At 35.1% G+C, this 22,974-nt stretch carries 23 protein-coding genes and 1 pseudogene; 3 read left to right on the forward strand and 21 right to left on the reverse strand.

Annotation, left to right across the window (positions count from 1 at the left end; all coding sequences use genetic code 11):
• Positions 1-591: 591 nt before the first annotated feature.
• Both SG0102_RS10315 and SG0102_RS10320 read right to left on the reverse strand, forming a co-directional pair.
• Positions 592-924: a hypothetical protein gene (locus SG0102_RS10315; RefSeq protein WP_197715036.1), complete on the reverse strand. Its 333-nt coding sequence runs from the start codon at positions 922-924 to the stop codon at positions 592-594.
• A gap of 108 nt (positions 925-1,032) precedes the next feature.
• Positions 1,033-1,398, reverse strand: a pseudogene (locus SG0102_RS10320) (2-isopropylmalate synthase); the annotation flags it as partial.
• Positions 1,399-2,042: 644 nt separating this feature from the next.
• Here SG0102_RS10320 and SG0102_RS10325 point away from each other — a divergent pair.
• Positions 2,043-2,312, forward strand: coding sequence for a hypothetical protein (locus SG0102_RS10325; protein ID WP_125119845.1), 270 nt, complete (start codon positions 2,043-2,045; stop codon positions 2,310-2,312).
• A gap of 1 nt (position 2,313) precedes the next feature.
• Positions 2,314-2,859, forward strand: a complete 546-nt coding sequence (locus SG0102_RS10330) for a hypothetical protein (protein ID WP_125119846.1) — start codon at positions 2,314-2,316, stop codon at positions 2,857-2,859.
• Positions 2,860-3,149: 290 nt separating this feature from the next.
• Here the strand turns inward: SG0102_RS10330 and SG0102_RS10335 are convergent, their stop codons facing one another.
• The 7 genes from SG0102_RS10335 to SG0102_RS10365 form a co-directional block, all read right to left on the reverse strand.
• Entirely contained in the window at positions 3,150-3,398 is a 249-nt protein-coding gene (locus SG0102_RS10335; protein WP_125119847.1) for a hypothetical protein, read from the reverse strand.
• Positions 3,399-3,625: 227 nt separating this feature from the next.
• Positions 3,626-4,351: a TnsA endonuclease N-terminal domain-containing protein gene (locus tag SG0102_RS10340; RefSeq protein ID WP_125119848.1), complete on the reverse strand. Its 726-nt coding sequence runs from the start codon at positions 4,349-4,351 to the stop codon at positions 3,626-3,628.
• Between the two features lie 2 nt (positions 4,352-4,353).
• The gene (locus SG0102_RS10345) at positions 4,354-6,897 is read right to left on the reverse strand and encodes a TniQ family protein (protein ID WP_125119849.1); all 2,544 of its coding nucleotides are present in this window, start codon (positions 6,895-6,897) and stop codon (positions 4,354-4,356) included.
• Positions 6,894-8,447 carry an ATP-binding protein gene (locus tag SG0102_RS10350; protein WP_125119850.1) on the reverse strand — a complete coding sequence of 518 codons (1,554 nt, stop codon included), beginning with the start codon at positions 8,445-8,447 and terminating at the stop codon, positions 6,894-6,896. The genes SG0102_RS10345 and SG0102_RS10350 overlap by 4 nt, the downstream gene beginning before the upstream one ends.
• Positions 8,448-8,462: 15 nt before the next feature.
• Entirely contained in the window at positions 8,463-9,215 is a 753-nt protein-coding gene (locus SG0102_RS10355; protein WP_125119851.1) for a hypothetical protein, read from the reverse strand.
• A gap of 188 nt (positions 9,216-9,403) precedes the next feature.
• Positions 9,404-10,693, reverse strand: coding sequence for a transposase (locus SG0102_RS10360; protein ID WP_125119852.1), 1,290 nt, complete (start codon positions 10,691-10,693; stop codon positions 9,404-9,406).
• Positions 10,694-11,040: 347 nt separating this feature from the next.
• Positions 11,041-12,420: an integrase catalytic domain-containing protein gene (locus SG0102_RS10365; protein ID WP_125119853.1), complete on the reverse strand. Its 1,380-nt coding sequence runs from the start codon at positions 12,418-12,420 to the stop codon at positions 11,041-11,043.
• Between the two features lie 144 nt (positions 12,421-12,564).
• Between SG0102_RS10365 and SG0102_RS10370 the strand changes: the two genes are divergently transcribed.
• The gene (locus SG0102_RS10370) at positions 12,565-12,888 is read left to right on the forward strand and encodes a helix-turn-helix domain-containing protein (RefSeq protein ID WP_125119854.1); all 324 of its coding nucleotides are present in this window, start codon (positions 12,565-12,567) and stop codon (positions 12,886-12,888) included.
• Between the two features lie 104 nt (positions 12,889-12,992).
• Here the strand turns inward: SG0102_RS10370 and SG0102_RS10375 are convergent, their stop codons facing one another.
• The 12 genes from SG0102_RS10375 to SG0102_RS10420 all read right to left on the reverse strand — a co-directional run bounded on the left by SG0102_RS10375 (position 12,993) and on the right by SG0102_RS10420 (position 22,951).
• Positions 12,993-13,178, reverse strand: coding sequence for a hypothetical protein (locus tag SG0102_RS10375; protein WP_125119855.1), 186 nt, complete (start codon positions 13,176-13,178; stop codon positions 12,993-12,995).
• A 246-nt stretch (positions 13,179-13,424) separates the two neighbouring features.
• Positions 13,425-14,900 carry a L,D-transpeptidase gene (locus tag SG0102_RS10380; protein WP_125119856.1) on the reverse strand — a complete coding sequence of 492 codons (1,476 nt, stop codon included), beginning with the start codon at positions 14,898-14,900 and terminating at the stop codon, positions 13,425-13,427.
• 561 nt (positions 14,901-15,461) lie between these two features.
• Positions 15,462-16,250 carry a tyrosine-protein phosphatase gene (locus tag SG0102_RS10385; protein ID WP_125119857.1) on the reverse strand — a complete coding sequence of 263 codons (789 nt, stop codon included), beginning with the start codon at positions 16,248-16,250 and terminating at the stop codon, positions 15,462-15,464.
• A gap of 23 nt (positions 16,251-16,273) precedes the next feature.
• The gene (locus tag SG0102_RS10390) at positions 16,274-16,771 is read right to left on the reverse strand and encodes an SseB family protein (protein WP_125119858.1); all 498 of its coding nucleotides are present in this window, start codon (positions 16,769-16,771) and stop codon (positions 16,274-16,276) included.
• A gap of 220 nt (positions 16,772-16,991) precedes the next feature.
• On the reverse strand, positions 16,992-17,168 hold the full coding sequence (locus SG0102_RS15375) for a hypothetical protein (protein WP_157983026.1): 177 nt from the start codon (positions 17,166-17,168) through the stop codon (positions 16,992-16,994).
• 39 nt (positions 17,169-17,207) lie between these two features.
• Positions 17,208-17,783 carry a hypothetical protein gene (locus SG0102_RS10395; RefSeq protein ID WP_125119859.1) on the reverse strand — a complete coding sequence of 192 codons (576 nt, stop codon included), beginning with the start codon at positions 17,781-17,783 and terminating at the stop codon, positions 17,208-17,210.
• A 106-nt stretch (positions 17,784-17,889) separates the two neighbouring features.
• A complete protein-coding gene (locus SG0102_RS15860; protein WP_269461194.1) occupies positions 17,890-18,015 on the reverse strand; it encodes a hypothetical protein in 126 nt (41 codons plus the stop codon).
• A gap of 257 nt (positions 18,016-18,272) precedes the next feature.
• Positions 18,273-19,385: a hypothetical protein gene (locus SG0102_RS10400; RefSeq protein ID WP_125119860.1), complete on the reverse strand. Its 1,113-nt coding sequence runs from the start codon at positions 19,383-19,385 to the stop codon at positions 18,273-18,275.
• 42 nt (positions 19,386-19,427) lie between these two features.
• Positions 19,428-20,555 carry a hypothetical protein gene (locus tag SG0102_RS10405; protein WP_125119861.1) on the reverse strand — a complete coding sequence of 376 codons (1,128 nt, stop codon included), beginning with the start codon at positions 20,553-20,555 and terminating at the stop codon, positions 19,428-19,430.
• A gap of 82 nt (positions 20,556-20,637) precedes the next feature.
• Positions 20,638-21,375 (reverse strand): amino acid ABC transporter ATP-binding protein, encoded by a 738-nt coding sequence (locus SG0102_RS10410; protein ID WP_125119862.1) that lies wholly within the window; start codon positions 21,373-21,375, stop codon positions 20,638-20,640.
• Positions 21,376-21,386: 11 nt separating this feature from the next.
• On the reverse strand, positions 21,387-22,115 hold the full coding sequence (locus SG0102_RS10415) for an amino acid ABC transporter permease (protein WP_125119863.1): 729 nt from the start codon (positions 22,113-22,115) through the stop codon (positions 21,387-21,389).
• Between the two features lie 11 nt (positions 22,116-22,126).
• Positions 22,127-22,951, reverse strand: coding sequence for a transporter substrate-binding domain-containing protein (locus SG0102_RS10420; RefSeq protein WP_170162785.1), 825 nt, complete (start codon positions 22,949-22,951; stop codon positions 22,127-22,129).
• Positions 22,952-22,974 lie beyond the last annotated feature (23 nt).

Consider the following 22,974-nt stretch of genomic DNA (forward strand, 5'->3'; position numbering starts at 1 on the left):
ATCTCTTTCTACTTACATTTTAATTAATATTTAAATAAAAAGCAATAAAATGGGTGCGAACGGTCATTTTTGGTTCCTAATGGTCATTTTTAATAAAAAATTAAGAATATCTCGCGTTTGCAAAAAATTTAAAATTTAAAATATTAAAGCATCATTTGCACAGTGGTGCTGATTGTTGTAAAATAATTTTACATTTACAAATTAGCGGCTTTCATCCCACGGCTTAATGACCGAGATCATCAGTTTTCCTTTAACTTAATGACTTTTCTGAAAAAATAGCGACTTTTCAAAAAATCAAAATTACGTCGATATAACCATCATTATTTGAAAAGTACATCACCTAAAATAATGTACTTTTCGTACTTTGAACTTTATTTTTATACGATAAAATCAACGTTATTTTCATTTCATGCATTTTCACAAGAACTTATCAAAGTGTTTGTGAAACGCCCAGAAAAGGAAATTTATCATTAAAATTTTGATTTCTGGTGCAAATTCAAAATCCACAAACGATTTCAGTACATATAAAGGAAAACTAAGCCATCATCAAAAGCGATGATATTTAAGCTGAACGCCTGTGAGCACAGCATATCATTCAGTTTGTTTATACCAGAAGCCATTATAGACCGGTGAACGATCCATTTCATGACTAGTATCGAAGCCGAAGATAAAGTTCATGGCAATCCTGTAAATAATCGAAGTTGGTGCCAGCCCATAAACCTGTTTAGAAAAGATATGCTGAAGACGCTCACTGTCATCAGGATACTTCTGCTTCATCTTAGGACTCGCATAAAGCCTTCTGACAATCTCAGCCGGGTACAGTCCTGATTTCATGTAAAGATCAATGAACGTTTTGCTATCGTCATCAAAGCATCCCGGATTTTCCTTTTCCAGCAGATCACACATTTCTCTTACGACGTTCACATGCGTAGCCTGCGGAAAAAAACCTCAGCCTTCGACTTTGTTCTTTTTGCCTGCTCATCAGCTGATTTCTTAAATCTGGGATGGATAATACATCTGCCACCTTTCATAAATCGCTTTATCCAATCCTTTTAAGGCCTCGAAGGTTCTCCGAATCAGGTGTTCACGACACTGCGTTAATACCTGAACTGTGACATCATCAGGAATCAGATGTTCCTCAATTAATAATCGTAAGAAATCATATTCAATCTGACTGGCACTTGGAAAACCAACTTCAATTTCTTTGAAGCCTAAGTCTACCAAAGTCTGAAACATCTCTACCTTTTCTTCGATCTTCATTGGTGTGACAAGAGCCTGGTTCCCATCACGTAAATCGACTGAGCACCAGATTGGCGCTTTCTCGATATGTTTGTCTGGCCAGGTACGATCTGGCAGACTGATGGTTTCAAATCTCTTGTACTTCTGATAATTCATCATTTCTCTTTGTTCTCCTTTCCAACCTTATAAAAAATCTCTCGTCTCTACTACATATACTATAGCAAGAGGACGAGAGATATGCTTCGTGGTTCCACCTCAGTTTATTGACACCTCACGATGCCAACCTTATCGAGTACGCTTTCGAAAAAGTTATACTCTAGCGTGATAACGGTCGCAAGTTCCGTAGCTACCTACTGCAATTTCAGTGCTCCACTCCGGGATGAGTTCAAAACGTCGTCAGCATGTCCTTCGCTTTTACTACTTCCCTTCAATGTATTTGTCTCATCGGTTGTTGACATTGCTATATACTTTTACTTTAAAGCTGTCAATAAATCCAAGCCATTTTTTATACTTTTCTAAACATTGTATACTTTCTGTCGTATTATCCGATCTGACTAACGCTTTCTTTTTAGACTCTTGCCATATTCCTATTATACTCCTCTTTATTGGGCTTTCATAATATTTCATACAATTTAAAAAAAAATCAATAAATCGTGACCGTTGGGCACCAAAAATGACCGTTGGGCACCAATTTATTGTAAATTGAAATAAAATCAATTATACTTTAAGTAGATTAAGGTAATTATTGAGTGCTTAAACAAGGTTTATATTTTGATTATTTATTAAAGAAAGAAGGGAACTCTATGTCTCAGAAAAAAAGCTACTACGATCCTAAGCGGACCAAAGAGTTAACGAAGGCCGGGCAATCCATGGGTGTTGCCATGACTTACCTTGGTTTAATTGTGGTTGGTGCTTTAATTGTGATTGATACCTATTATTATTTAACAAATCATCAGAAAGAAAGTTATTCACCAAGTTTCATGTTAGGAATGGGCTTGATCACTTTACTTGTTTTAATAGCTGTTATCATTGATATCTTTATGAGAGTAAAAAGAAAGAAAGGAAAAAAATAATATGTTTAAAAAAGTTACTGTTATTTTACTGTGCAGCACGCTGCTTTTATGTTTATCGATTACAAAATCTTCTGCCAAAGAAAATAGTGTTTTATTAAAAGCTTATAACAATAATTTATCAAATATCAGTTCAATTGATTTGCATCCAGAATATTGTCAAGTTGTTTATGATTCTAGATATGACCAAAATCCTAAAATTCCAAGACGGGCAAGACCAACAAGTTATTCTTATTTTAAAACCTATCGGGCAAATATTATTTGTAAAGGGACTTCTTATCCTGTCAACTCATACGCTTTAAATGCCAGTATTGATTTCTATGTAAACGTATATTTTAAATTAGATAAATCTAATAAATCACATTGCAATGGATACGATAAGCCTGTTATTACAAGTTGCTCTGGATCATATGGAGCAACAGGTTATTCTCATCCATCTGTATCAGTTTCATCATACACTGATACCTATATGAACTTTAAAGGGAAATGTATCTTAACTGTTGCTGGCATTGACTATACTATGTCTGGAACTAAAAAAATGTCATTATAATTATTATAACTCATAAGCACTCTGTTCTGATTTACCTTTTAATCGCATTTAAAGATGATCATCTTTATCATATCACAACGATATATGTTAAAAGGGGCTGTAACATTAAGAAATAACTATCACAATGATAAAAAGTGAAGTTTGATGATCAAAACGTTATAACAGTCCTGATTATATCAAAAAAGGGAACTGAATTATGAATTCAGCTCCCTTTTTTGGTGTATAATATTTATATGATCAGTTATTCAAAAAATACACAAACATATGGTATCACAAATCAGCTTTCTTTTCTATCTGATGTTTGTATTTCTTTCGATAACGACATTGATGAATTTGATGTTTGCCGTACAGTTAAGAGCATAACAGAAAATACGATCTTTGGTGATTTCATCGGTATCTTTATAGCCTAAAGAGGCATAGACATCAGTTGCGAAGATAATATTTCGCTCCATGGTCATATCCTTCAAAAGAATATTTAATACTGACTTGTTCATATTTTTTAAATTTAATTCAAATTCTTCTGCTGTACTGATATCCATTTTTAACCTCCGTAGTAATTTTATTATAACATGATTGATTAACTATTGTGATTTGTTTCTTATGTCATTGAATATTTTATCATATGTTCTTATCGTTTCTTGCCTTGTGGATAAATATATTTACTTCGGCATTTCATAATGAAATATTTTAAGATAAAATGATACATAGCTATTGTGATTAAAAGAGACAGGAGTTTATGTTCCTGCCCTTTTGTTATAAATAAGTCTCATTTTCCAAAAATATCATCAACTAATTTTTTACGCTTATTCATTTGTTTTTCTTTCTCAATTTTATTCATAATTTCATCGTTAATAATAGATTCTGCTAATGCTTTATAATCAATGATTTGATTAAGCTCAATGGCAAACCGCTTTGTTGCAATCAAATGCTTCATTGCGGTTATATTATCGATAACACTATCAGGATCATAGTATCTGGTTACAAGTCTGATATTATCTGTTATTCTTCGATCAATGTTATCACTGTATGCCATACGAAACTTAATTCCATGATTTTCCCAGTAGACCTTTTCAATGCAGGTATTATTAAACTTTCTTTTGTTCTCTAGTGCTTTCTTATTAGGCTTTACCGAGATTGCTTCCTTATGTCCATCACTATATGTAACAAGGAAATCCGTTGACATAATATAATTTGGATTTTTTGAATAGCCAACTCCAAGCAGTGAGGCGATATAGTCTGTTTCATTTTTATCTAATGGATACTGCTCATTAATATCAACCACATCGTCATTGAAGCGAAGCCATAACCATACCCTGTATTCTCCCTGAGAAAGCAAATCAACGGTTCTTCCAGTTTTCCAGTCAACCGCCTGAACTCTTGTGCCAGCACCATTAGGGTGTTCATTTGCATGTTCCCATGCTGAATAGTCTTTACCGTTGCCGCGGCCATAACCTTTAGAAATTTTCGTTGCTTTACTAGGTTTTCGTGCCATATCTACTCCTCCTTGACATCTTCAGTACTATGAAAAACACCTTTGCTTACTCTATAAAGATATCCTTTTCGTACAAGCCGAGATAAAATTGAACTCAACTGATTCTTTGGTTTATCCAGAAACTCAAAATCCTTGAGCGTATAATCACGGACAATGTCTTTATTTATTACGTCCATAACAGTGTCTTCCATTGTTTTCTCACGGATTCTATCCTTACCGGTATACATATAAACACCTGTTTTAATTCTCTTCGCCAATCCTTTCTGTGGAAATTTTTTTAAGGCATCGGTTATCTGTTGCCTTGTTAAATCAGGAATATTAATATCTGATGCAGTGAATTCACCTTCACTTAAGTTTTCTTTTACATATTCAAGAACCTGATCTGGAACAGTAACAAAATCTTTACCAGCCCCTGTAACATACGTACCCATAGCCACGCGGTGAATGCGTTTAAGATGATCAAGACTTACTAACGCGGTTCCAATTTGTGAAACAGAATATCCAGTCAAATCAGAAAGCTCAGAAATTGTGTAAGAATCATTTCTATCTTTCACAAGAATCCATAATAAATCTCGTATTTCAAATGTTTTTTCTGGCATTATTCTCTTTTTGTCAAAATCAGGATCATTTACATCATGATAAACACCTTCACTAACTCTGTATAGCTCACCACGACGCTGTAGAAAAGAGAGTTTCATATTAAGATCGTATATAGAATAATTTTCATTTGATAGACTTTCGGCAGTATAGTCAGCACTCGGGTTTTCTGCAATGGTATTTCGAATATATGGAAGAATTCCTATTGGCACATCTTTCACCTTTTTTCTAACATCATCAGGAAGCGGTAAAACTTTTGATTGTGTTGGTCGACGCAGCTCAGATAGTATAAGCAGTTTACTTACATTTTCCAGTACTACTTTTCCATCACTATTAAATACATCAAAACTGTTTTTGGCTTCTTTTGAACGAACATGATATAGATTTTTTGAAGCTTCAAGGACAAATTCAGGAAATTCATCTCCATAAGGGTTCTTTTCACACGGACAGCGGCGACCAACCAGGAAGTCTCTAGCAGGCATAACAATTATTTTTTTACACTTATTACATCTGATTTTAACATTTTCCTGACCTGAAGTGCTAATCCCTGTCAGAACAGTATAATCATCTCCTGTGAGATCAGCGACTGCTTTTTTATATTCGTCAGTGTTATTAATAGTTAAATCAAGAATAGCAACTGAGAAACCAATGCTTCTGCAGTAGGAACAATATGGGCTTCTTTGAAAATTAGACATTGTTTTAAAGAAAATATGTCCACACTTAGTATGTTTTATCTTCAATACCGTTGTTGATCTACTAGTGGTTTTTTCAGCGGAAAGCAGTTTGAAATCGTTCTGTTCAACAAGACTTTTCATTTCACTTAAAGTTGGACCCTTTTCACATTCGCATACACGTTCTTCCAGCATGTATTTTGCGCGAATGTGATGTATTAATCCACACTTATGTTTCACTTCAATAAACTTTTGCGGTCCTAAATATTCAGAGCAAATCTTGTAATCAGGATTAACATTTTCAGCAACCTCAATGAACTTTTCTTCATCATTTCTCGCATTTTCACAATGAGGACATTGCCAGCCAGCATTAAAACCATATTCAGTTGCGAGGAATCGTTCACCACAGTTATGCTGAACCACTGAAAATAATCCATAACTTTTTAAAACTTCATAATCTTTGCTTACATTTAAATGACATTTTTCAGATTCAAACCGATTTCGTATATTTGAAACCGTAGATAAGACAAATTCAAACAAAAGAATATTTAAAGGAGCAGTTGTCCCGGTACTACTTTTAAAGATTACTCTATTAAGAATTTTTTCAGCAGGGCCTGTCAGCATTCCATCAGGGATAGTATGCTCAATCAAAGAGATACAATCTTTTTTATTTACAAATTTTGTTTCAATTATTTCTCTAAGATAAAATGTAATATCCTGAAAATTACAATGTAAATCTGTTTTCAGCAACTCATGGCAGAAATTTGCAAAGTTTAGTTCAAAATCTGAAGCTCTTGTAACATGCATATCTTCTGTACCATAAGCAACCAGTTTAACACCATGTTTCCAGCATGCTGTTACACCAGGTGCCTGGTGACTTCTCCTAAATAAAGGCCTATTATAAGTAGTTAAATCTTCTTTTAGGCAAATAGGGCAAATGTTTGTGCCATTGTAATGATTTCTAATCAAAGGTATCATCTTAGGAAACTTATGTCTTTTTCTTTCAAATCCATTAATCCACATTGTTTGTGTTATGTCATTAAATAATGGAGCAATTAACGGAAATAATGTATGCTTCATGAGAATCTCATCTGCTGGCAATGGGAATTCTATTTTATTCAAAATAGTCATCGTTTCATGTTTTATCAGATCATAGCTTCCAGCTACATCAAGATACTTTGACAGGTGCTGATAATTTGTTCCATTAGCTTCTGCTAATCTGCTCATAAATGAATAAAATGTTTCATCTTCAACAGGTGATATAAAAGTCATGATCATTTAAAAATCACTTCCTCACTATTTATTTCTTCAATAAGCGAATGAACGTTATTTTGAGATGTTGCCATATGAATCTTCTGCATTTCACTAATAGCCTTCAAAGTTTCTCTTACTGCAGCGCTATCAGATGTAAATTTTCCTCCAGAAAGTTTTAATGCTCTTGTAAAAGAATTAAATATAGCCTTTTTGGAAACTTCGGGATAAAGTTCAAGGATCTTTTCCTCAACATAAGCCTGTGTTCTTGCCACATCAACAATTTCTCCCACATCGTTGCCTGCATGACCTCTTTCGGAAATTGCAGCAATCATCTGGTTAACAGCCTTTTTCATGCTTATAGATTCTTTTTTATAATCATAGCAATCAATTGATAATTTCAATAAGTCCATTGACCGATTGCTACATTTTTTTATAAAATCAGCTGTGATTTCAGTTGGCTTTAACATATACTGCGTCTGAATGTATGCCCATAAAATCATCAGCATATTTATTATTCCATGCGTTTCTTCGTACATTGCATCAATGATTTTAGCAGATGGATTTACGGGATTTGTAAAATAGCGATAATTCCAAAGTCTTCTTAGAATAAACTCAAATGCCCTTTTATTTTCCACATATACTTCTGAATTTATATTATGGGCAAAACGTCTGGCATTATGAGGATCATCAAAAAGTCTAAGAAAAGCTTCTCTGGTTCCAATTGCCACAAGAGCTACCGATGTTTCATTAGCTAACACCAGAAAATTGCTAATGCTATAACCGCGCTTAGTTGTCTTTAAACTTAACATTTGAATTTCGTCCAGTATCAATGCTCCAACATGAAATACATTAATATAGTTCTTAATCAGCCGTTCTTTATCTCCTAGTTTCTTTGCCTTAAAAACCTCGTTTTCATAATAAGGAGTTAAATTCCTCAATGCACGGTCAATTGCTTCACCAATAGCCTCATACACACTTCCAATGTTATAATCAGGATGAATGTTAACAATCAGATAAGGTATCTGAACAAACTGATCAACCGTTCCCATATTATGAATAATTGTCTGCGGATAAAGATCAAGCACTGCATTAACTGATGTAGATTTTCCTGATCCTCCTATGCCTGTTATTGAAATTCCTTCAACGGGTTCTGACATATTTGTTGGAATTAACTTTTGATTTTGTTCAATCACACCATCACCTGTATGCACTTTTATGTTAGACTGGCTGCTGTGCATAGTTTCCCGTTTAAGATAACTTTCTCGAATAGCCTTATGGAAGTGGTATTCAAACTTGCTATCCATTGGCAACTCTGTTCTAAAATCTAGTAAGCATTCAAGTGAATCAAGCTTCTGCTGCAAACTCATTTCATCAAGATTTTCAGGAAGAATAACACCATGATTAAAGGTAGCCTTTCTTCCTTCTTCATTAAGAAGCGGGGGAAGAGCCTCAATAAGAGGATTCCCTTTTGCTTTTCCTTCACATTGAATATATTCTGCTGAAACAATTGAATAACCAGATGTCTCTTGAAATGCATACTGCATCTCAGGTGTCGTATATTTTCTTTCTTCCATATATTTACACCTCTCTTAAAGATCTTCCATATATTTCATATAATCATCGTCAAATGACGTACTGTCATCAGCATCATCTAATGTTGGACCTTTATCAATAAACGTATTTTCATCAGATACTGTATTTTCATCTAAAGGCTTGTTTAAGTCATTTGAATTTGTTTTTTCATTACCATCATAATTGCTGTCAGCAGCAATATTCTTCTGACCAAGTTTCTTTTGTTCAATAAGCTTTTCTTTTTCTCTGGCTGTTTTGATATGCTTCGTATCATTTTCTTTGCCAGAATGTTCACGTTTTGCATCCAGAATAGTTTTCTCATGTTTTTGATAAAATTCAGATTTCTGGTTACGCTTTTCCTGAAGTGCTTCTCTCTTTTGTACAGCCATTTTCTTTCGATAAGCTTCCGCTTCCGCGACAGACATATTAATGAATGATGCCTGACTCTTAAGATCAGGATTAAGCCATGCACGAGACCATACGCCATCAAGAAAGTAATAAATATAATTAACTGTAGCTGGGTTAATAGCGACTTCAATTTTTTCTCTTTCATTAAGAAAACACATTTCTTCAAGTTTTCGGTTTCTTAAATCAATATATTTCATCGTATCAACAAGAATACCATAGCGAGTAATTGAAGCTTTTTTATGTTTGTAAAGAGCAATACGAAATGCATCGAAATCTTCAATTTGTCTTGGATGCTGCCCTTTATTTTCTACACAGTGACGCCAGGTATCGCAAGGGGTTTGTTTAATTCCATAGTCAATCATATCCTTTTTTGAGTTCCGGTATTTTAATGTTGATTTTCAACCTCAAAATAATTTCGTGCTATATAATTTATGTATATGTGGCCCTAAACCATTAATTTAGGATATTGCCAAGCTAACTTGTTAATTTTGCGTACTTAAAAACTTTACTGCTTTTTTAGCACCTTTTAAGCTACGTATTTGCTGTTTTCCTAAAGAAACTCCCAAATTTCAAGCTGCCTGCTAGGTTTTCGTTTCTCTATACGCTTAAAGCGTTGAATTCCCTTTTGGGCATATGCTAGGGCTTCCTTTATCCCCCTAGTGATCTGATAGATCCATACGCACACATCAGCTCTAAGCGATTTACTTCTTTCAATCATTTTTATCGCCAGGAGGCTTTCATCAACCTTGTTTGCCATTAGCGCTACATGCCCGACTCTGATCATAAGCATGAGGTTCAGCACATTCATTTTTTTAAGCGTTCTTACACGCATATTTTCCCAATCATATTCAGACTTAGTGTGTCGGAAATTTTCCTCAATTCGCCAGCGATAAAAATATTCTCTAACTATTGTTATTACATCCTTCTTATCATTAACATGTCTGTTTGTGATGAGTAAAAGTGGTTCTTCTTCTGATAGTCCGTAGCAGAAAATTATTGTATATGCCTTTTTGCTGCCTTCAATGCATGGGAGTCCCACTCTTGTATGGGACAGCTTAACTTCCTTGTTTTCACTTTCAAAGAACAGCGTCATATTAACCTTTCCTTTTCGATCTTCCGCCATTTTTGAAACCAAAACCTCATGACCCTTAACGATTACATTTCTATTACCCTTAAGTCTAATGACAAAGTCATCATCCGGGTGTTCTGCAAAATATTTAAAGAAGGTATTTGAATCATATCCTCTATCAAAAATGCCTGAAATAGGATGCTTAAGTATGGTTTTCATTGCGTCAAGTGATTTAATCGTTTCATCAGGCATAGACTTATGTCCATTAGAATCAGTAGAATAGATGTAGCTATATAATGGTATCGGCTGTTTATTGTTTGAAGAGAGCGCCACCGCCTCACAAACATGATATCCATTAACTAGTGTTGTCTTGGGCTGACTTGCATCTCTTACACGGCAAAGGTCCTCGAACTTTTTGCCATATGGCTTAGCGATTTCACTGTCATCAAACAGAACAACAACCTTGTCATCCTTATCGATAAAGACATTTTCTCTAACGATGGCGTAGTAGTTGTTTTTGATCGTTTCAATTTCGTCTTCTTCTATGTTTTCCATATTATCGCAAAGTCTTTCGGATGTGTTTTTTAACTTAATGCTTTCATCAAGAGCTCTAGCTATTTCGGTAGTAAGCACAGAAGTTTTCTTGGCTATTCCATACTGCATATCGAGCACGAAGTTGCTCGTAGCCTTTTTTAAATTTTTTGATATTTTGGAACTGAATATGGTGATTTCTCTTTTTATCTCGTATACGTCTGTAGTATAATAACTCATAGGGGAAGTCTCCTTTTTATTATGTTTACTTACTCAACTTTATTATAAATGAAAAGTGAGATTTCCCGCAATAATTCAAAAGAAATTGGAAAAATTGCCCACTGTCTTGTGGTGTCTATCATTCCAATTTTTTTAGCCTTTGTGGACAGAACGACTAAAACTAGGGCGTGAAGTCCAGCCTTTTGTGAATATCTTATAGAAACAGTCAAAAATCACCGCCGAGAAGATTCATGGCGGTGAATAACTTTTAAAAATGCAGTTTTTTCAATTAAAAATTGTGAATAAGTTTTTTCGAATATTTCTGTTCGAATCTGATTATATTTTATATTTCTTTTGAATACCGGAACTCAAATATCCTTTGTATAAGGAATTCCTTCACAAATGGTTGTGTTGTGAAAATAAACGAAATCTTCAGCCATAATTCTGAACTGATCAATTGTTAATACAGCTTTCTTGTGATGATCGGAATCGTGGCGCTTCTTAATAAGTCCGGCTTTATGCATCATTGGATCGATCATCTTTTCAAAAGTTCCAAAAGAACGTTCAACGATCGGTTTCAGAGAAGCTACACCTGCTGGTGAAAAACAAAAATTAATTCCTAATGCTCTAGCACATCTTCTTGCTTCCTTAGATACAAAATCTGAACCATTATCAGTCATCACTCTTTCAGGAAGAATTCCATATGGAATTGCATATTTAGGAGCATTGGGATGTCTCATAAGCAGCTCACTCTTTGGATCAATTAAGCACTCATATACTCTATTCATTGCAATGACTGCGTTATTATCAAAAGATGCCGTAAATCCAACAATCATTCTTGTTTCTCTATCAATCATGTAATAGATAATAGGGCGTCCTACAACGAGATGATAATCATTATTAGAAACAAGTGATACATCAACCTCATGGGCGTCAATTTCAACTAAATCCATCGGTCCATAAACACCCTCATTGACATCACCTTTCAGAAGTCGCTTATTATTTCTCATTTCTAACATTGATGTCTTCTTTGCCTCCAGCTGCTCGGGCGTAGCATAAGTATTAATAAAGTATGAGAATTGTCTCATAGATGGATATGTGCCCGGCTCTCCGAGATTTCCATTGCTGTCACGATATTCATCCTGAAGCTTAATATAACAGTATTCAAGCGTATACTCTTTACTAGTTGCAGTTAAATATTTATTCATCCACTTTCTCATGCGAGTATTATCTTCTTCATTTCTATGGAAGGCTGAATCACCATTTTCAAGCTTTCTCCCACCACCTGAACCCCTTCTTTGTGACTTAGAAAAATAACTCTTATCATATAATGAATAATCTTTCTTCCCGCTCTTAAGATAGTTTCCCAATACCCTCCAAAAAGTAGGTGCTGACATTCCACACTCATTGATAATCTTGTTAATAATTCGGCTTGATGATCTTGTCTTAATTTCAAGATAATCTGGACCGAATATTTGTTCCATCATGTTCATTGCTTTTTTACGCTTTTCAAATTTTTCTTTTGCCTCTTTCGAAAAATTTATATTATTCAAATCAATTACATTTTCATCAAAAATGTAAAAATCATTAGATTTAATGCTCTTAATAATATTAGAATAGAGCAATTGGCTAATATTTAGACTAGCTTTAGTAAGATCAACAACAGTTACTCTGTTTTGAGATACATTAATAACTCTCCAGTCTTCGTTTTTACCTCTTAAGCGTATACCTTTTCTAATTTCGATCATGTAAATTCTCCTCTCACTAGTATTAAGGTAGATTTTTATACAATTTACGCGTAGTTTTCTTTTATATTTAGGTAGTTTACTTCTTGTTATGTTCTAAAAAAAAATAACTCATGTATGATCCTTATATAAGGATAGGTGGATTTAATGGATAACTTTAGTAATAATGATCTAGTAGCTCATTTCGGTGAAAACGTTAGACGCATACGTAAACAAATTGGAATGACACAAGAACAGCTTGCCAAAAAATGCGGATACAGTCTAAAAGCGATTGGGGATATTGAACTTTGTAAATCAGATCCAAAACTTTCAACGGCTGCAAACATAGCAGACGCATTAAACATAAACATCGCACAGCTATTAGATAATCGTGTTGCTATTATTGACGATTTAAATAATTTAGGTTCGGCCAAAGTGGCAGATTATATTTCTGATTTGCGATTAATTACAAAATACCGCAAAAAGATATGATTTTTTCTAATAGTAGTATAATCGTTTTATGTAGATTTATCAACATTTTTCAACACGGCTTATTATAAAAAAATATCCATAGCCAATTATAGCTATGGATTCCATCAGTCATTATCATCTTTTAACATATCTTTCATACGTTCATATTTGGTCATGTACTCCTTCAAGGCTTTTTCCACTATGAACGTTTTTGTTTGTCCAGAATAGGTACTGAAATCATTTAAATCATCATATATTTGCTTATCAATTTTTAAGTTCAGATTCACACCGTCTTTTCTCGGTCTAGGCACATTATCACCTCTCAGTTCATTCTACATAAATTATATCATACAACTAATAAAAAGCAGAGATGTGTACATCTATTGCTTAAAAAGTTTTAAATTAGACTGTTTTTAATCTTTCATTTCATTTCTTATTGTAGATCTAAAAATCATGATTTTAGTCTTTCATTTCAAGCTTATTGTAGATGATTTTTCACAAATTCTGCTTTTTATTTCATTTTGGTTCTATTTCATTTCTTATTGTAGATTTACAAATTAATAATGCATGAAGACCATTTCACCATATTTAGTGATTGAGTACATCTTGGCAGCTGAACCCATAGAAAGGTTGATGCAGCCATGTGAACCTCTTGATTTATAGTATGATGGAGACCATGAACCCCATGACTGCCATGGTGCAGCGTGGAAGCCCGTACCAGTCCATGTAATACGTACCCAGTATTTCACTGGTGTCTGATAGTTTTCACCAATTAAAGTACGATTCATCTGATGTTCTTTAATGAAGAATGCACCAGTCGTTGTTTTACGTCCAGGAACAGGTTTACCTGAGATACAAGGTGTGCTATAAGCAACTTTACCGTTTCTAAAGACATAAACCATCTGAGCGCCTAAATCGACTTCGGTATAGTTTTTCTGATCCCAGTCATCTTTGAAGTTATTCCAGTTAATCTTGTAAGTTGATTTAGAATACCAAGGGATGTCATATTTTAAAGTGACAGCTTTGATATTATCTTCAGACTGATCTTTGACATAAGCATCTGTGCTATCCTGTGGAATAGCTTTATTCATTGCCTGACGAGCCTGTGCGATGGCTTTGGCATAATCAACACGCCAGCCATAGTCACCTTCAGTGGTTGATAACTTTTTACCAGTATGGGAAGTATAAGTACGTTTCTGACCGACAGTCTTATATTTTAAACACAGTTTTTCCACATAAGCCTGAAGCTTTTCATCATTAACAGCGACTTTGCCATTAGCCCAGTAAAGCATTTTCGCAATGTCATCAGGAGTCATTGTTTCAGTATGACCTTCCGCAATGGTCCAAGTAATATAACGTAAGCCTTTGTTGTTATAAGCAGCTAAACGGTTTTGTAATTCAGAGCGAGACGCCGTTTCTTTCGCTGTTTTATAACATGAATTGTATTTAGAAGTAGAAATATCTAAAGTCTTAGAAACTGATTTAAAAGATTTCACAACGGCTTTTGTCAAACCGTCAGTGTCAATGGTATTCCCCGGTTCTGCATCATTGACCTGATAAGACTTCTTGCTTGTTGAATAAGCAATATAAACAGGACGAGGTGCTCTGACCTTGTATGTCTTACTGCCTTTTACAAGTTCAGATTTCTTAATCACATTCGCTAACTTAGAGGCATTGTAAGTGACATCATGCACTAAGGAATATGAATAAGATTTAAATGGAAAAGAAATACCTTTGTGCGCATCACTGAAGGCATTTTCGATTTTCTTGCTGACAGTTGCTTTATAGTTAATGTCATCGCCATCAATGGTCATTGTGCCATTATTACGTCCCTTAATAGTGAGCGTATAACCATCTAATGACTTTTGAATTTTATCTTTTGACTGCTGTAAAGTTAACCCCGATACATCGATCCCGTTAATAGTGGTATTGTTATACCAACGATCTTTGTTCGCAATGTTGTAGTAAGCAATAATACCCACAAGAATGGCCACCAGAACAGCTAATCCGATGTATAAATATTTTCTTTTCATTTTTGCTCTCCCTACTCAATAAGTTTGTAACAATGGTTATTGTAACAACTTTATGAAAAAAGAAAAGCTTTTTGACCTTATTTTTTTATAAAATATCAATTTTCTTTACATTCAAAAAATTGAAGTGTTTAATCAAACGCTTCAAGCATGAAAAAAAGATACTTTGAACATTTCTTCGTCAATCACGACGATGATCACGATCATTATTGACAGATAACAGTTCCATAGACAATTGGCTTTATTCTAGTAAAATAAATCATTGAGTTTCCTGTAAAAAATTAAAGAGTAATTCTATATACCATAGTCTATACTGTTATTGGAGGGATCACCTTTTGCAAATCGTTAAGCAATCTTTTTTTCCTGATCGTTTAGCTATCAAAGATTAGACTTTATCCTAGCTTTGTCAAAGTATCTTGTATAAAGGAATGTAGATTTCCTTTTTTCTAATTCCATTATAGTCTCACCTGTAAGCGATTGCAACTATTTTTTGTTGAATTTATCAACTTTTTTCGTCTTATTTTAGAAAATATATGAAAAAGGAGTTATCCTTGTGACAACTCCCTATTCTAAGTAATAATCTCGTAATTTTGCGAGATCCTCAGATGATAAACCATAATTATCCAGAAAGTACTCTTCATAAGAATCATAGTGTCTTTTAATCTCTTCAAAGACAAAATCGCAGCCATGAGGAAGGACTCCTTCTGAGAAGGTTAAAAGCGTCCGCATATTTTTCGAAAAATGACCAAGCAAGCGATAAGCCTTATGCTTTTTCACAATCAAACGATGACGATACTTATTTGTCAGCAAATAGTCTTTTTCAATTGTTTCTTCACTAACACCTAACGCTAACATAATGAGAATAGCAGCGACACCAGTCCGATCTTTCCCGGCGGTACAATGAAATAAAATAGGGACCTGTTTATCTAATAATAAGGCAAAGAGTTTCTGATAAGCCGTATTATGAAAGATCAGGAAATCATAGAAGCGATCGATCGTACTTTCAGCGACATTGCGTTCCCGCTTCTTTAAGGCAATCTTAATAATCGACTGCGGTGAGAAGTCAATATCTTTGCCTTCACTATCGCGCATCGCTGAGATATGAATATTCGTAATTCCAGGAATCTCTGGATCAGGATGCTCTTTGACTTCGTCATGCGAACGTAAGTCGATAATCACTTTGATGCCCAGTTCCTGAATATGGCGCAGTTCTTCTTCATTCATTTCTGATAACGCCGCGCAGCGATAGAAGATCCCTTCTTTAATATGCTGGCCGTTTTGACTGCGATAGCCGCCTAGTTCACGAAAATTCATTTCCTTTCGAAACATATGATTTAAGCGAATATTTGACATAATATCACCACCTCACATGAGCGTTATTTTTGTCCTCGCTGCAGATCCTGTAAGATTGTATGTCGTTTATCAAATGGTTTATTTTGATGGCGAACATCTAATACATGTTCTAACATCTCTTTTGAGACAATAAAACTCTGATTAAAAGGATTAATGACAATCCCACTGACACTTGGGTCATTTCTTAAAAGATCTACATAATCATCGATACATAACGTCAAAACTGTTGTTTTTTCTAAATCCTGTTTCCATAAATCCAACTCCATCCGTGATGAAAAAGCAGGATAATACGTTTCCTTAGCAGAATTTGCTAAAAGAGGAAACTTAATGTCGGTATTTTTCTCCAATAATAACGATCCATCTTTCTGAATCACTGGCTTCTTACTAAAGTTCACACAGGTAAGAAAGTAAGCCTGCTCAGAAATCAAACGGAAGATTTCTTCCATAACATCATTATTTTCTTTCTCTTTTGCAATATCAAAAAGCATTTCTAATTGTCTATTATCTAATGAAGGTTCCATTGCGATCACTCCTAATTTTTTAAACTACCACTATTCTACCACAGATCATCCTTTGACACACGAAAAAAGCGTGAGACCTATCCCACGCTCTTCATCTTATTTGAATAAACTTAAATCTACATGCTCATTTTTGAAATGACCTGATAAATTAGCTTCCAAAGTGAGTTTATTCATGAATAAATCATAAAGCTTTGGATTTTTTCCATCTTCGGCTGGAGATTTAATAGATGGCTGCGCCATATCCCCGCGCATGATCTAAGGCATCTTCCACAGCATCTCTGATCATCTTAATTTCAAAAAATGACTGAAATTTTTTCTGATACATTTTTGGATCATCACGTTCAATAGCCTCTTTGACTTCCACCAAATTCTTGACATCTCGGAGTGTTAAAGTCATCCGTTTGGCTTCTTCAATATAAAACGCAACTAAATCAACCTAATTATCAAAGGATACAATGATTGAACTTACGCCAAATTCATAATACGTATTGAGCATACTGCCAATGGCATGAAACTGCTTTTCAGTTAAAGGTGTATGATTTTTTAAAAGAGAATAAGCCCCTGACTCAGCAAAGATTTTTCCTTCACAGCTTGAACTATAAGGACATTCATACATCAGCCATTCTCGCTCTTCTGCTGTTTTCACATCAAGCAGCCTGATACCATAATCACGTTTTTCATGATAGATGGAATCATCATTCTTAATAAATGCCATGATTTCCTGATTGACATGACCAAAAGTTTTAAATGCTAATAAAGCAAAGTAAGTAAAGTCTTCACCCTCCATAAAGAGTTTTATATCCTCTTTCATAGATTCTGGCACTTTCGTCAGACTTAGTAACATTAAAGCGTATTTAACCGCTTCGATATCATGTGAATGATAGAGGACTTCTTTACATACGTTTTGCATAATTTCGTCATTTTGATTGGCAATTGGTTTTAAAAAGCGTACAAAATCAGCAGCTCCATAGCCATTTAGATAGAGTCTATGAAAAGCATGAAATGCCTGCATATCGCCTCTATTTACATCATGAAGAGCGATTTAAAAACGTTCAAAAATACCATCGGGACAGTGAGCATGCATACGATACATAATTTTATCAAAATCCCCATAGTAATCACCCAAAGGTTTTTAAATATTGTCGATATTGATGATATTCCTTAAACGCATAAGATCTGAATTCTTTAAATTCTCCTAATTCATCATTTTCATTACTCTTTAATAGTTCGTAAATAGTCTTCATATACTTTTCTCCTTTCAACGTATCCATCTAGAAATCACTTACTGCATCAGTGTAACAGCACGAATTGAGCACCCACATTTGATAATGCTATTATACCCCTGGTTACATAAGCACTGGTAAGAAAGAAGAAATCACAGTTTTCCTTTCCCATATCCAATTATATCATTTCTTTATTCACATAAATTTTTGAGTACAAATGCAATCGGAACGCATAAATAAAATGTGCCTATCATTACGACAGACACAACATTTTCACTTTAGGCACTATGAACGCCCATATAGATTTCATTACCGGTTTCATCTTTATAAGTAGCCACGGTAAAGTGTTTATATTTCCATAAGCCATCCTGACCAGGGCCTAAACAGCTTGGCGCATAAGATGTAGAAATTGGATCACCAATAAGCGCTTTTAAAGAATCAATCGATGTTTTATACTTTGCGGCTTCTCTTAGTTTCTTTGTTAACGCTTCATTATAGTTTCCTAAATCATCAAAGACATAGAAGTTATCCTGATACACATTGATGCCCGTAGCCGCTTTCCCATTCGCTAAATAAAGTTTTTTATCTTTCTTATTGAAATACGTATGATTTATTTTTATCTTTTTCTTTGTCTTAACGGCCTTCATCGTCGCATAAGGAATCTTTTGCGCGGTTTTCTTTGGCGCAAAATAAACTTTATAAGGCACGGCATAGTTTTTACGCATACCATTGACTTCTGCAAAGAGAGTATCATAAGCTTTACCATTAATTTCTACAAAGCTATGAGCTTTGCCTCTTGGATTCTTTGATGCACAGCAAACATAAACGTTCTTATAACCAATAACATAAGCCAAATATGCAAAAGCGCAGGCATCAGAATGGCAGTCACCATCACCGCCATTGAAGTGATCATTGGCATAGAGCGCTGTCCAGCCTTTATGAAAGTTAAAAACGTGGGTGGTTTTATAATGGAAATGCTGGACCCATTTAAAACATTTTAAAAGCTTTTCACTCTTGCGCATCTTTTTAGTAGTAATTTTATTGGCAATAGCCTTAGCCTTTTCAATCGTTTCATATTCATAGCCATCTAATGGATCAATGGGCTGATTGTGGCTATTATAATAAACACCTCTCTTTTTACGCATCTGCATGATTCCTTGATCATCAAGAAAATATGTATTGCCTTTTATTTTCTGTTTACCAGTTTTCATAACACCATTTGTGCCAAAGTAATAGTAATGATCTTTCACGGCATAAAGACCTTTCACTTTCATCCCATTGACATAATAAGACTTATTTTTCCAGCCATTATAAGGTGCCGCATAAACAGTGGAACTCATCATCATGCCAGCAACTAACATAGCCGATAAAATACTTTTTCCTTTATTCATCTTCATATCTTCCCCGTTAAAAACAAGTAAAGGATTGCTCCTTTACTTATTTGCGTTGACACCCATATATATTTCCTGACCAGCATCAGCTTTATATGTAGCTACAGTAAAGTTTTTATATTTCCATAAGCCATCCTGACCTGACCCTAAACAGCTTGGCGCATAAGTAGTAGAAATTGGATCACCCAGTAATGCTTTTAAAGACTCAATGGATGCTTTATACTTAGCTGCTTCTCTTAATTTATTTGTTAAAGCTTCGTTATAGTTTCCTAAATCATCAAAAACATAGAACGTATTTTTAAAAGCATTTACTCCCGTGGCAGCTTTGCCATTCGCTAAATAAAGCTTTTTGTCTTTCTTATTGAAATACTTATGATCCGTCTTGATCTTTTTCTTAGTCTTGACCGCTTTCATCGTCGCATAAGGAATCTTTTGGGCTGTCGCTTTGCCATCAACATAAGTCTTATAAGAGACACCATAGTTTTTCTTAAAACTTTTTGATTCTGCAAAGAGTGTATCATAGACTTTGCCATTAATTTCCGCAAAGCTATGCACTTCTAACTTAGGATTTTTTGAATCACTAGCCACATAAACATTCTTATAGCCTATGGCATAAGCTAAATAAGCAAAGGCACACGCATCTGAATGACAGTTGCCATCTCCGCCATTGAAATGATCATTGGCATAGATCGCTGTCCAGCCTTTCTTAAAACTAAACTTACGTGGTGTTTTATAATGGAAATGCTGGACCCATTTGAAACATTTTAAGAGTTTTTCACTCTTGCTCATTTTCTTGGTCGTAATCTTTTTAACGATTGCTTTGGCTTTTTCAATCGTTTCATATTCATAACCATCCATCGGATCAATCGGCTGATTATGAGCATTATAATAAACACCGCCAGCCTTACGCATCTGCATTACCCCTTTATCATTGAGATAATAAGTAACACCCTTTACTTTTTGAGTACCCTTTTTCAATAAGCCATTTGCCCCAAAATAATAATAACGGTTCTTCACCGCATAGAGACCTTTCACTTTAATCCCATTAACATAATAATAGTTGCTTTTCCCTTGTGCTTTCCAGCCATTATATGGCGCTGCATGGACTGTAGAACTCATCACCATCCCCGTCACTAAGATTGCTGATAAAGCGCTTTGTAATTTCTTCATCTTATCAATTCTCCTCATGAATTTTATTATACGCTCGTTAAAAGCGATATGCATCAAAAAAGACGTTGCATTCACAACGCCTTTACTGATTCATAAATCTTGATAAGAACTGTTTTGTTCTTTCTTTTTGTGGGTGATTGAAGATCTGATCAGAGCTTCCCTGTTCACAAATAACACCCTGGTCCATGAAGACAACCACATCACTGACTTCTTTCGCAAACTGCATTTCATGCGTAACGACTGCCATCGTTAATCCTTCCTGAGCCAGTTTTTTCATAACATCCAAGACATCTCCGACCATTTCTGGATCAAGCGCACTGGTTGGTTCGTCAAAAAGGATCACTTCTGGTTTCATACAAAGTGTACGGGCAATCGCCACACGCTGTTTCTGTCCACCCGATAAAGTCGTACTAGAAGCATTCGCAAAAGCATCCATACCGACAGCTTTTAACTGTTTCATAGCTTCAGCTCTCGCTTCTTCTTTAGACTTCTTTAAAACTTTGATCTGACCGATCATACAGTTTTCTAAAACTGACTTATTCGCAAATAAGTTGAAGTTTTGAAATACCATTCCTACTTTTGAGCGGTAGGCTGCTGGTTTCATCGAACCACCTAAAATATTTTCACCATTGAAGAGGATTTCTCCCGCATCAGGGATTTCCAGTAAGTTGATACATCTTAATAATGTTGACTTACCACTCCCACTCGAACCAATAATCGTAACAACCTGTCCACGATTAATAGTAAAATCAATATCTTTTAAGACTTTGAGATCGCCAAAGTGTTTTTCTAAATGTTTAACTTGAATGACTTCTTCCATTGACGTTCCTCCTAAGCACAATTATCCTTAATGGTTGCGCGTGTTGTCTTATTGATTTTCTTTTCTGTGAAGTTTAACAATAATGTTGCTAAAGTTGTCAGAATTAAATAGAGCACTGCCGTATCCAAATAGACTTCGATATAACGCATGTTACTGCCGGCAACACTGGTTGCCTGGAAATATAATTCAGTAACAGCAATGGCATTTAACATACAGCTATCCTTGATATTGACGATAAACTGGTTACCTAATGAAGGGAACGTATTTTTAATCGCCTGCGGGAAGATAATTGATGTCATTGTCTGAAAGTTGGATAAACCGATTGCTTTGGCAGCTTCGGTCTGACCAACATCGACAGACTGAATCCCAGAACGGATAATTTCTGCCATGTAGGCAGCTGTATTGATTGAAATGATAAACATCCCAGCGGTAAAGGATGACCAGTTAAAGACTGGTTTCAGTAAATAATACAGGAAGACGGCCTGAACCATCATTGGAGTTCCTCTAAAAACCCAGACATAGAAACTTGTAATGACATGTCCTAAGTACTTAAAGAAACGTGTAACTGGCTTATCTAGCGGATCAATCGGTAAGGTACGAATAGCGCCGATGACTAAGCCAAGCACTAAACCAGCTAATGTCCCAACTAAGGCAAAAGCCACTGTCATCTTGATCCCATACCAGAATAATGGCCAGTTAGAGACAAGCTGATTCCATGCATAACCAAAATCAATTTTCATTTAATAACTCCTTATTTAGATGTAGGGGCACGATTGACAGCCTCTTCCATAATCTTTAAACGTTCTTTCTGAGAAATAGAATCTAACGCTTTCTGCACTTTCTTGAATTCAGCTGTTTTACGTGTATTGTTCTTTAAACCAATCGATACAGAAGTATCTACTTTAAAGTTATGACCCTTTTTGAATTTAACCATTGTTAAATCTTTGTTCGCTTTACAGATTCCATTACCTACTGGCTGTTCAGCAGTAATACCATCGGTATCCTTCTGCTGCAGGGCCACAACTAATTCTGGATAAGTTGCTTTAGGAGTCTGATGTTTGACATTCTTGATCTGATCGATGATTGTATCATAGTTAGTATTCTTCTGACCAGAAACCTTATAACCGCCAAACTGCTGAATATCAGTGAATTTAGCCATTTTAGAGTTCTTACGAACAATCATAACCATGTCTGACTGATAGTAAGGAGTTGTGAAGTCTAACCCCTTTTCACGATCTTTATTCGCTGTCATCCCAGCGATAATCGCATCGATTTCCCCTGAAGCAACAGCAGGCTGTAAACCATCCCAGGCAATCTTTTTCACAACTAATTTCTTACCTAATTTTTTTGCAATCTTGCTCGCCATCACAACATCATAACCATCAGCGTAACCAGCGCCGCCCTCTAACTTGACAGAAGTGGCGGTCTTCTTAGAAGTCTGCCAGTTAAATGGCTGGTAAGCAGCTTCCATTCCTACGGTAAATGTATCTTTTTTAGCATCTGAGGAAGAGCTTGAGCTGCCGCATCCTGTTAATAAGAGTGCACCTGCTAAAAGTGCTGCACAAGTTTTTTTCATAAACATCCTTCTTTCCCTCAAGA

Origin of the sequence: Intestinibaculum porci, assembly GCF_003925875.1 — a bacterium.
In the GTDB taxonomy this organism is placed as follows: domain Bacteria; phylum Bacillota_I; class Bacilli_A; order Erysipelotrichales; family Coprobacillaceae; genus Intestinibaculum; species Intestinibaculum porci.

Excerpts from the sequence above, each read along its gene's own strand:
- SG0102_RS15860 (WP_269461194.1), bottom strand. The coding sequence starts at position 18,015 with ATGAAGACTATTTACGAACTATTAAAGAGTAATGAAAATGATGAATTA.
- SG0102_RS10340 (WP_125119848.1), bottom strand. The coding sequence starts at position 4,351 with ATGGCACGAAAACCTAGTAAAGCAACGAAAATTTCTAAAGGTTATGGC.
- SG0102_RS10390 (WP_125119858.1), bottom strand. The coding sequence starts at position 16,771 with ATGGAACCTTCATTAGATAATAGACAATTAGAAATGCTTTTTGATATT.
- SG0102_RS10405 (WP_125119861.1), bottom strand. The coding sequence starts at position 20,555 with ATGAAGAAATTACAAAGCGCTTTATCAGCAATCTTAGTGACGGGGATG.
- SG0102_RS10410 (WP_125119862.1), bottom strand. The coding sequence starts at position 21,375 with ATGGAAGAAGTCATTCAAGTTAAACATTTAGAAAAACACTTTGGCGAT.
- SG0102_RS10325 (WP_125119845.1), top strand. The coding sequence starts at position 2,043 with ATGTCTCAGAAAAAAAGCTACTACGATCCTAAGCGGACCAAAGAGTTA.
- SG0102_RS10335 (WP_125119847.1), bottom strand. The coding sequence starts at position 3,398 with ATGGATATCAGTACAGCAGAAGAATTTGAATTAAATTTAAAAAATATG.
- SG0102_RS10395 (WP_125119859.1), bottom strand. The coding sequence starts at position 17,783 with ATGCAGGCATTTCATGCTTTTCATAGACTCTATCTAAATGGCTATGGA.
- SG0102_RS10360 (WP_125119852.1), bottom strand. The coding sequence starts at position 10,693 with ATGAGTTATTATACTACAGACGTATACGAGATAAAAAGAGAAATCACC.
- SG0102_RS10415 (WP_125119863.1), bottom strand. The coding sequence starts at position 22,115 with ATGAAAATTGATTTTGGTTATGCATGGAATCAGCTTGTCTCTAACTGG.
- SG0102_RS10350 (WP_125119850.1), bottom strand. The coding sequence starts at position 8,447 with ATGGAAGAAAGAAAATATACGACACCTGAGATGCAGTATGCATTTCAA.
- SG0102_RS10365 (WP_125119853.1), bottom strand. The coding sequence starts at position 12,420 with ATGATCGAAATTAGAAAAGGTATACGCTTAAGAGGTAAAAACGAAGAC.
- SG0102_RS10380 (WP_125119856.1), bottom strand. The coding sequence starts at position 14,900 with ATGAAAAGAAAATATTTATACATCGGATTAGCTGTTCTGGTGGCCATT.
- SG0102_RS10400 (WP_125119860.1), bottom strand. The coding sequence starts at position 19,385 with ATGAATAAAGGAAAAAGTATTTTATCGGCTATGTTAGTTGCTGGCATG.
- SG0102_RS10345 (WP_125119849.1), bottom strand. The coding sequence starts at position 6,897 with ATGATCATGACTTTTATATCACCTGTTGAAGATGAAACATTTTATTCA.
- SG0102_RS10330 (WP_125119846.1), top strand. The coding sequence starts at position 2,314 with ATGTTTAAAAAAGTTACTGTTATTTTACTGTGCAGCACGCTGCTTTTA.
- SG0102_RS10385 (WP_125119857.1), bottom strand. The coding sequence starts at position 16,250 with ATGTCAAATATTCGCTTAAATCATATGTTTCGAAAGGAAATGAATTTT.
- SG0102_RS10420 (WP_170162785.1), bottom strand. The coding sequence starts at position 22,951 with ATGAAAAAAACTTGTGCAGCACTTTTAGCAGGTGCACTCTTATTAACA.
- SG0102_RS10355 (WP_125119851.1), bottom strand. The coding sequence starts at position 9,215 with ATGATTGACTATGGAATTAAACAAACCCCTTGCGATACCTGGCGTCAC.
- SG0102_RS15375 (WP_157983026.1), bottom strand. The coding sequence starts at position 17,168 with ATGACTTTAACACTCCGAGATGTCAAGAATTTGGTGGAAGTCAAAGAG.
- SG0102_RS10370 (WP_125119854.1), top strand. The coding sequence starts at position 12,565 with ATGGATAACTTTAGTAATAATGATCTAGTAGCTCATTTCGGTGAAAAC.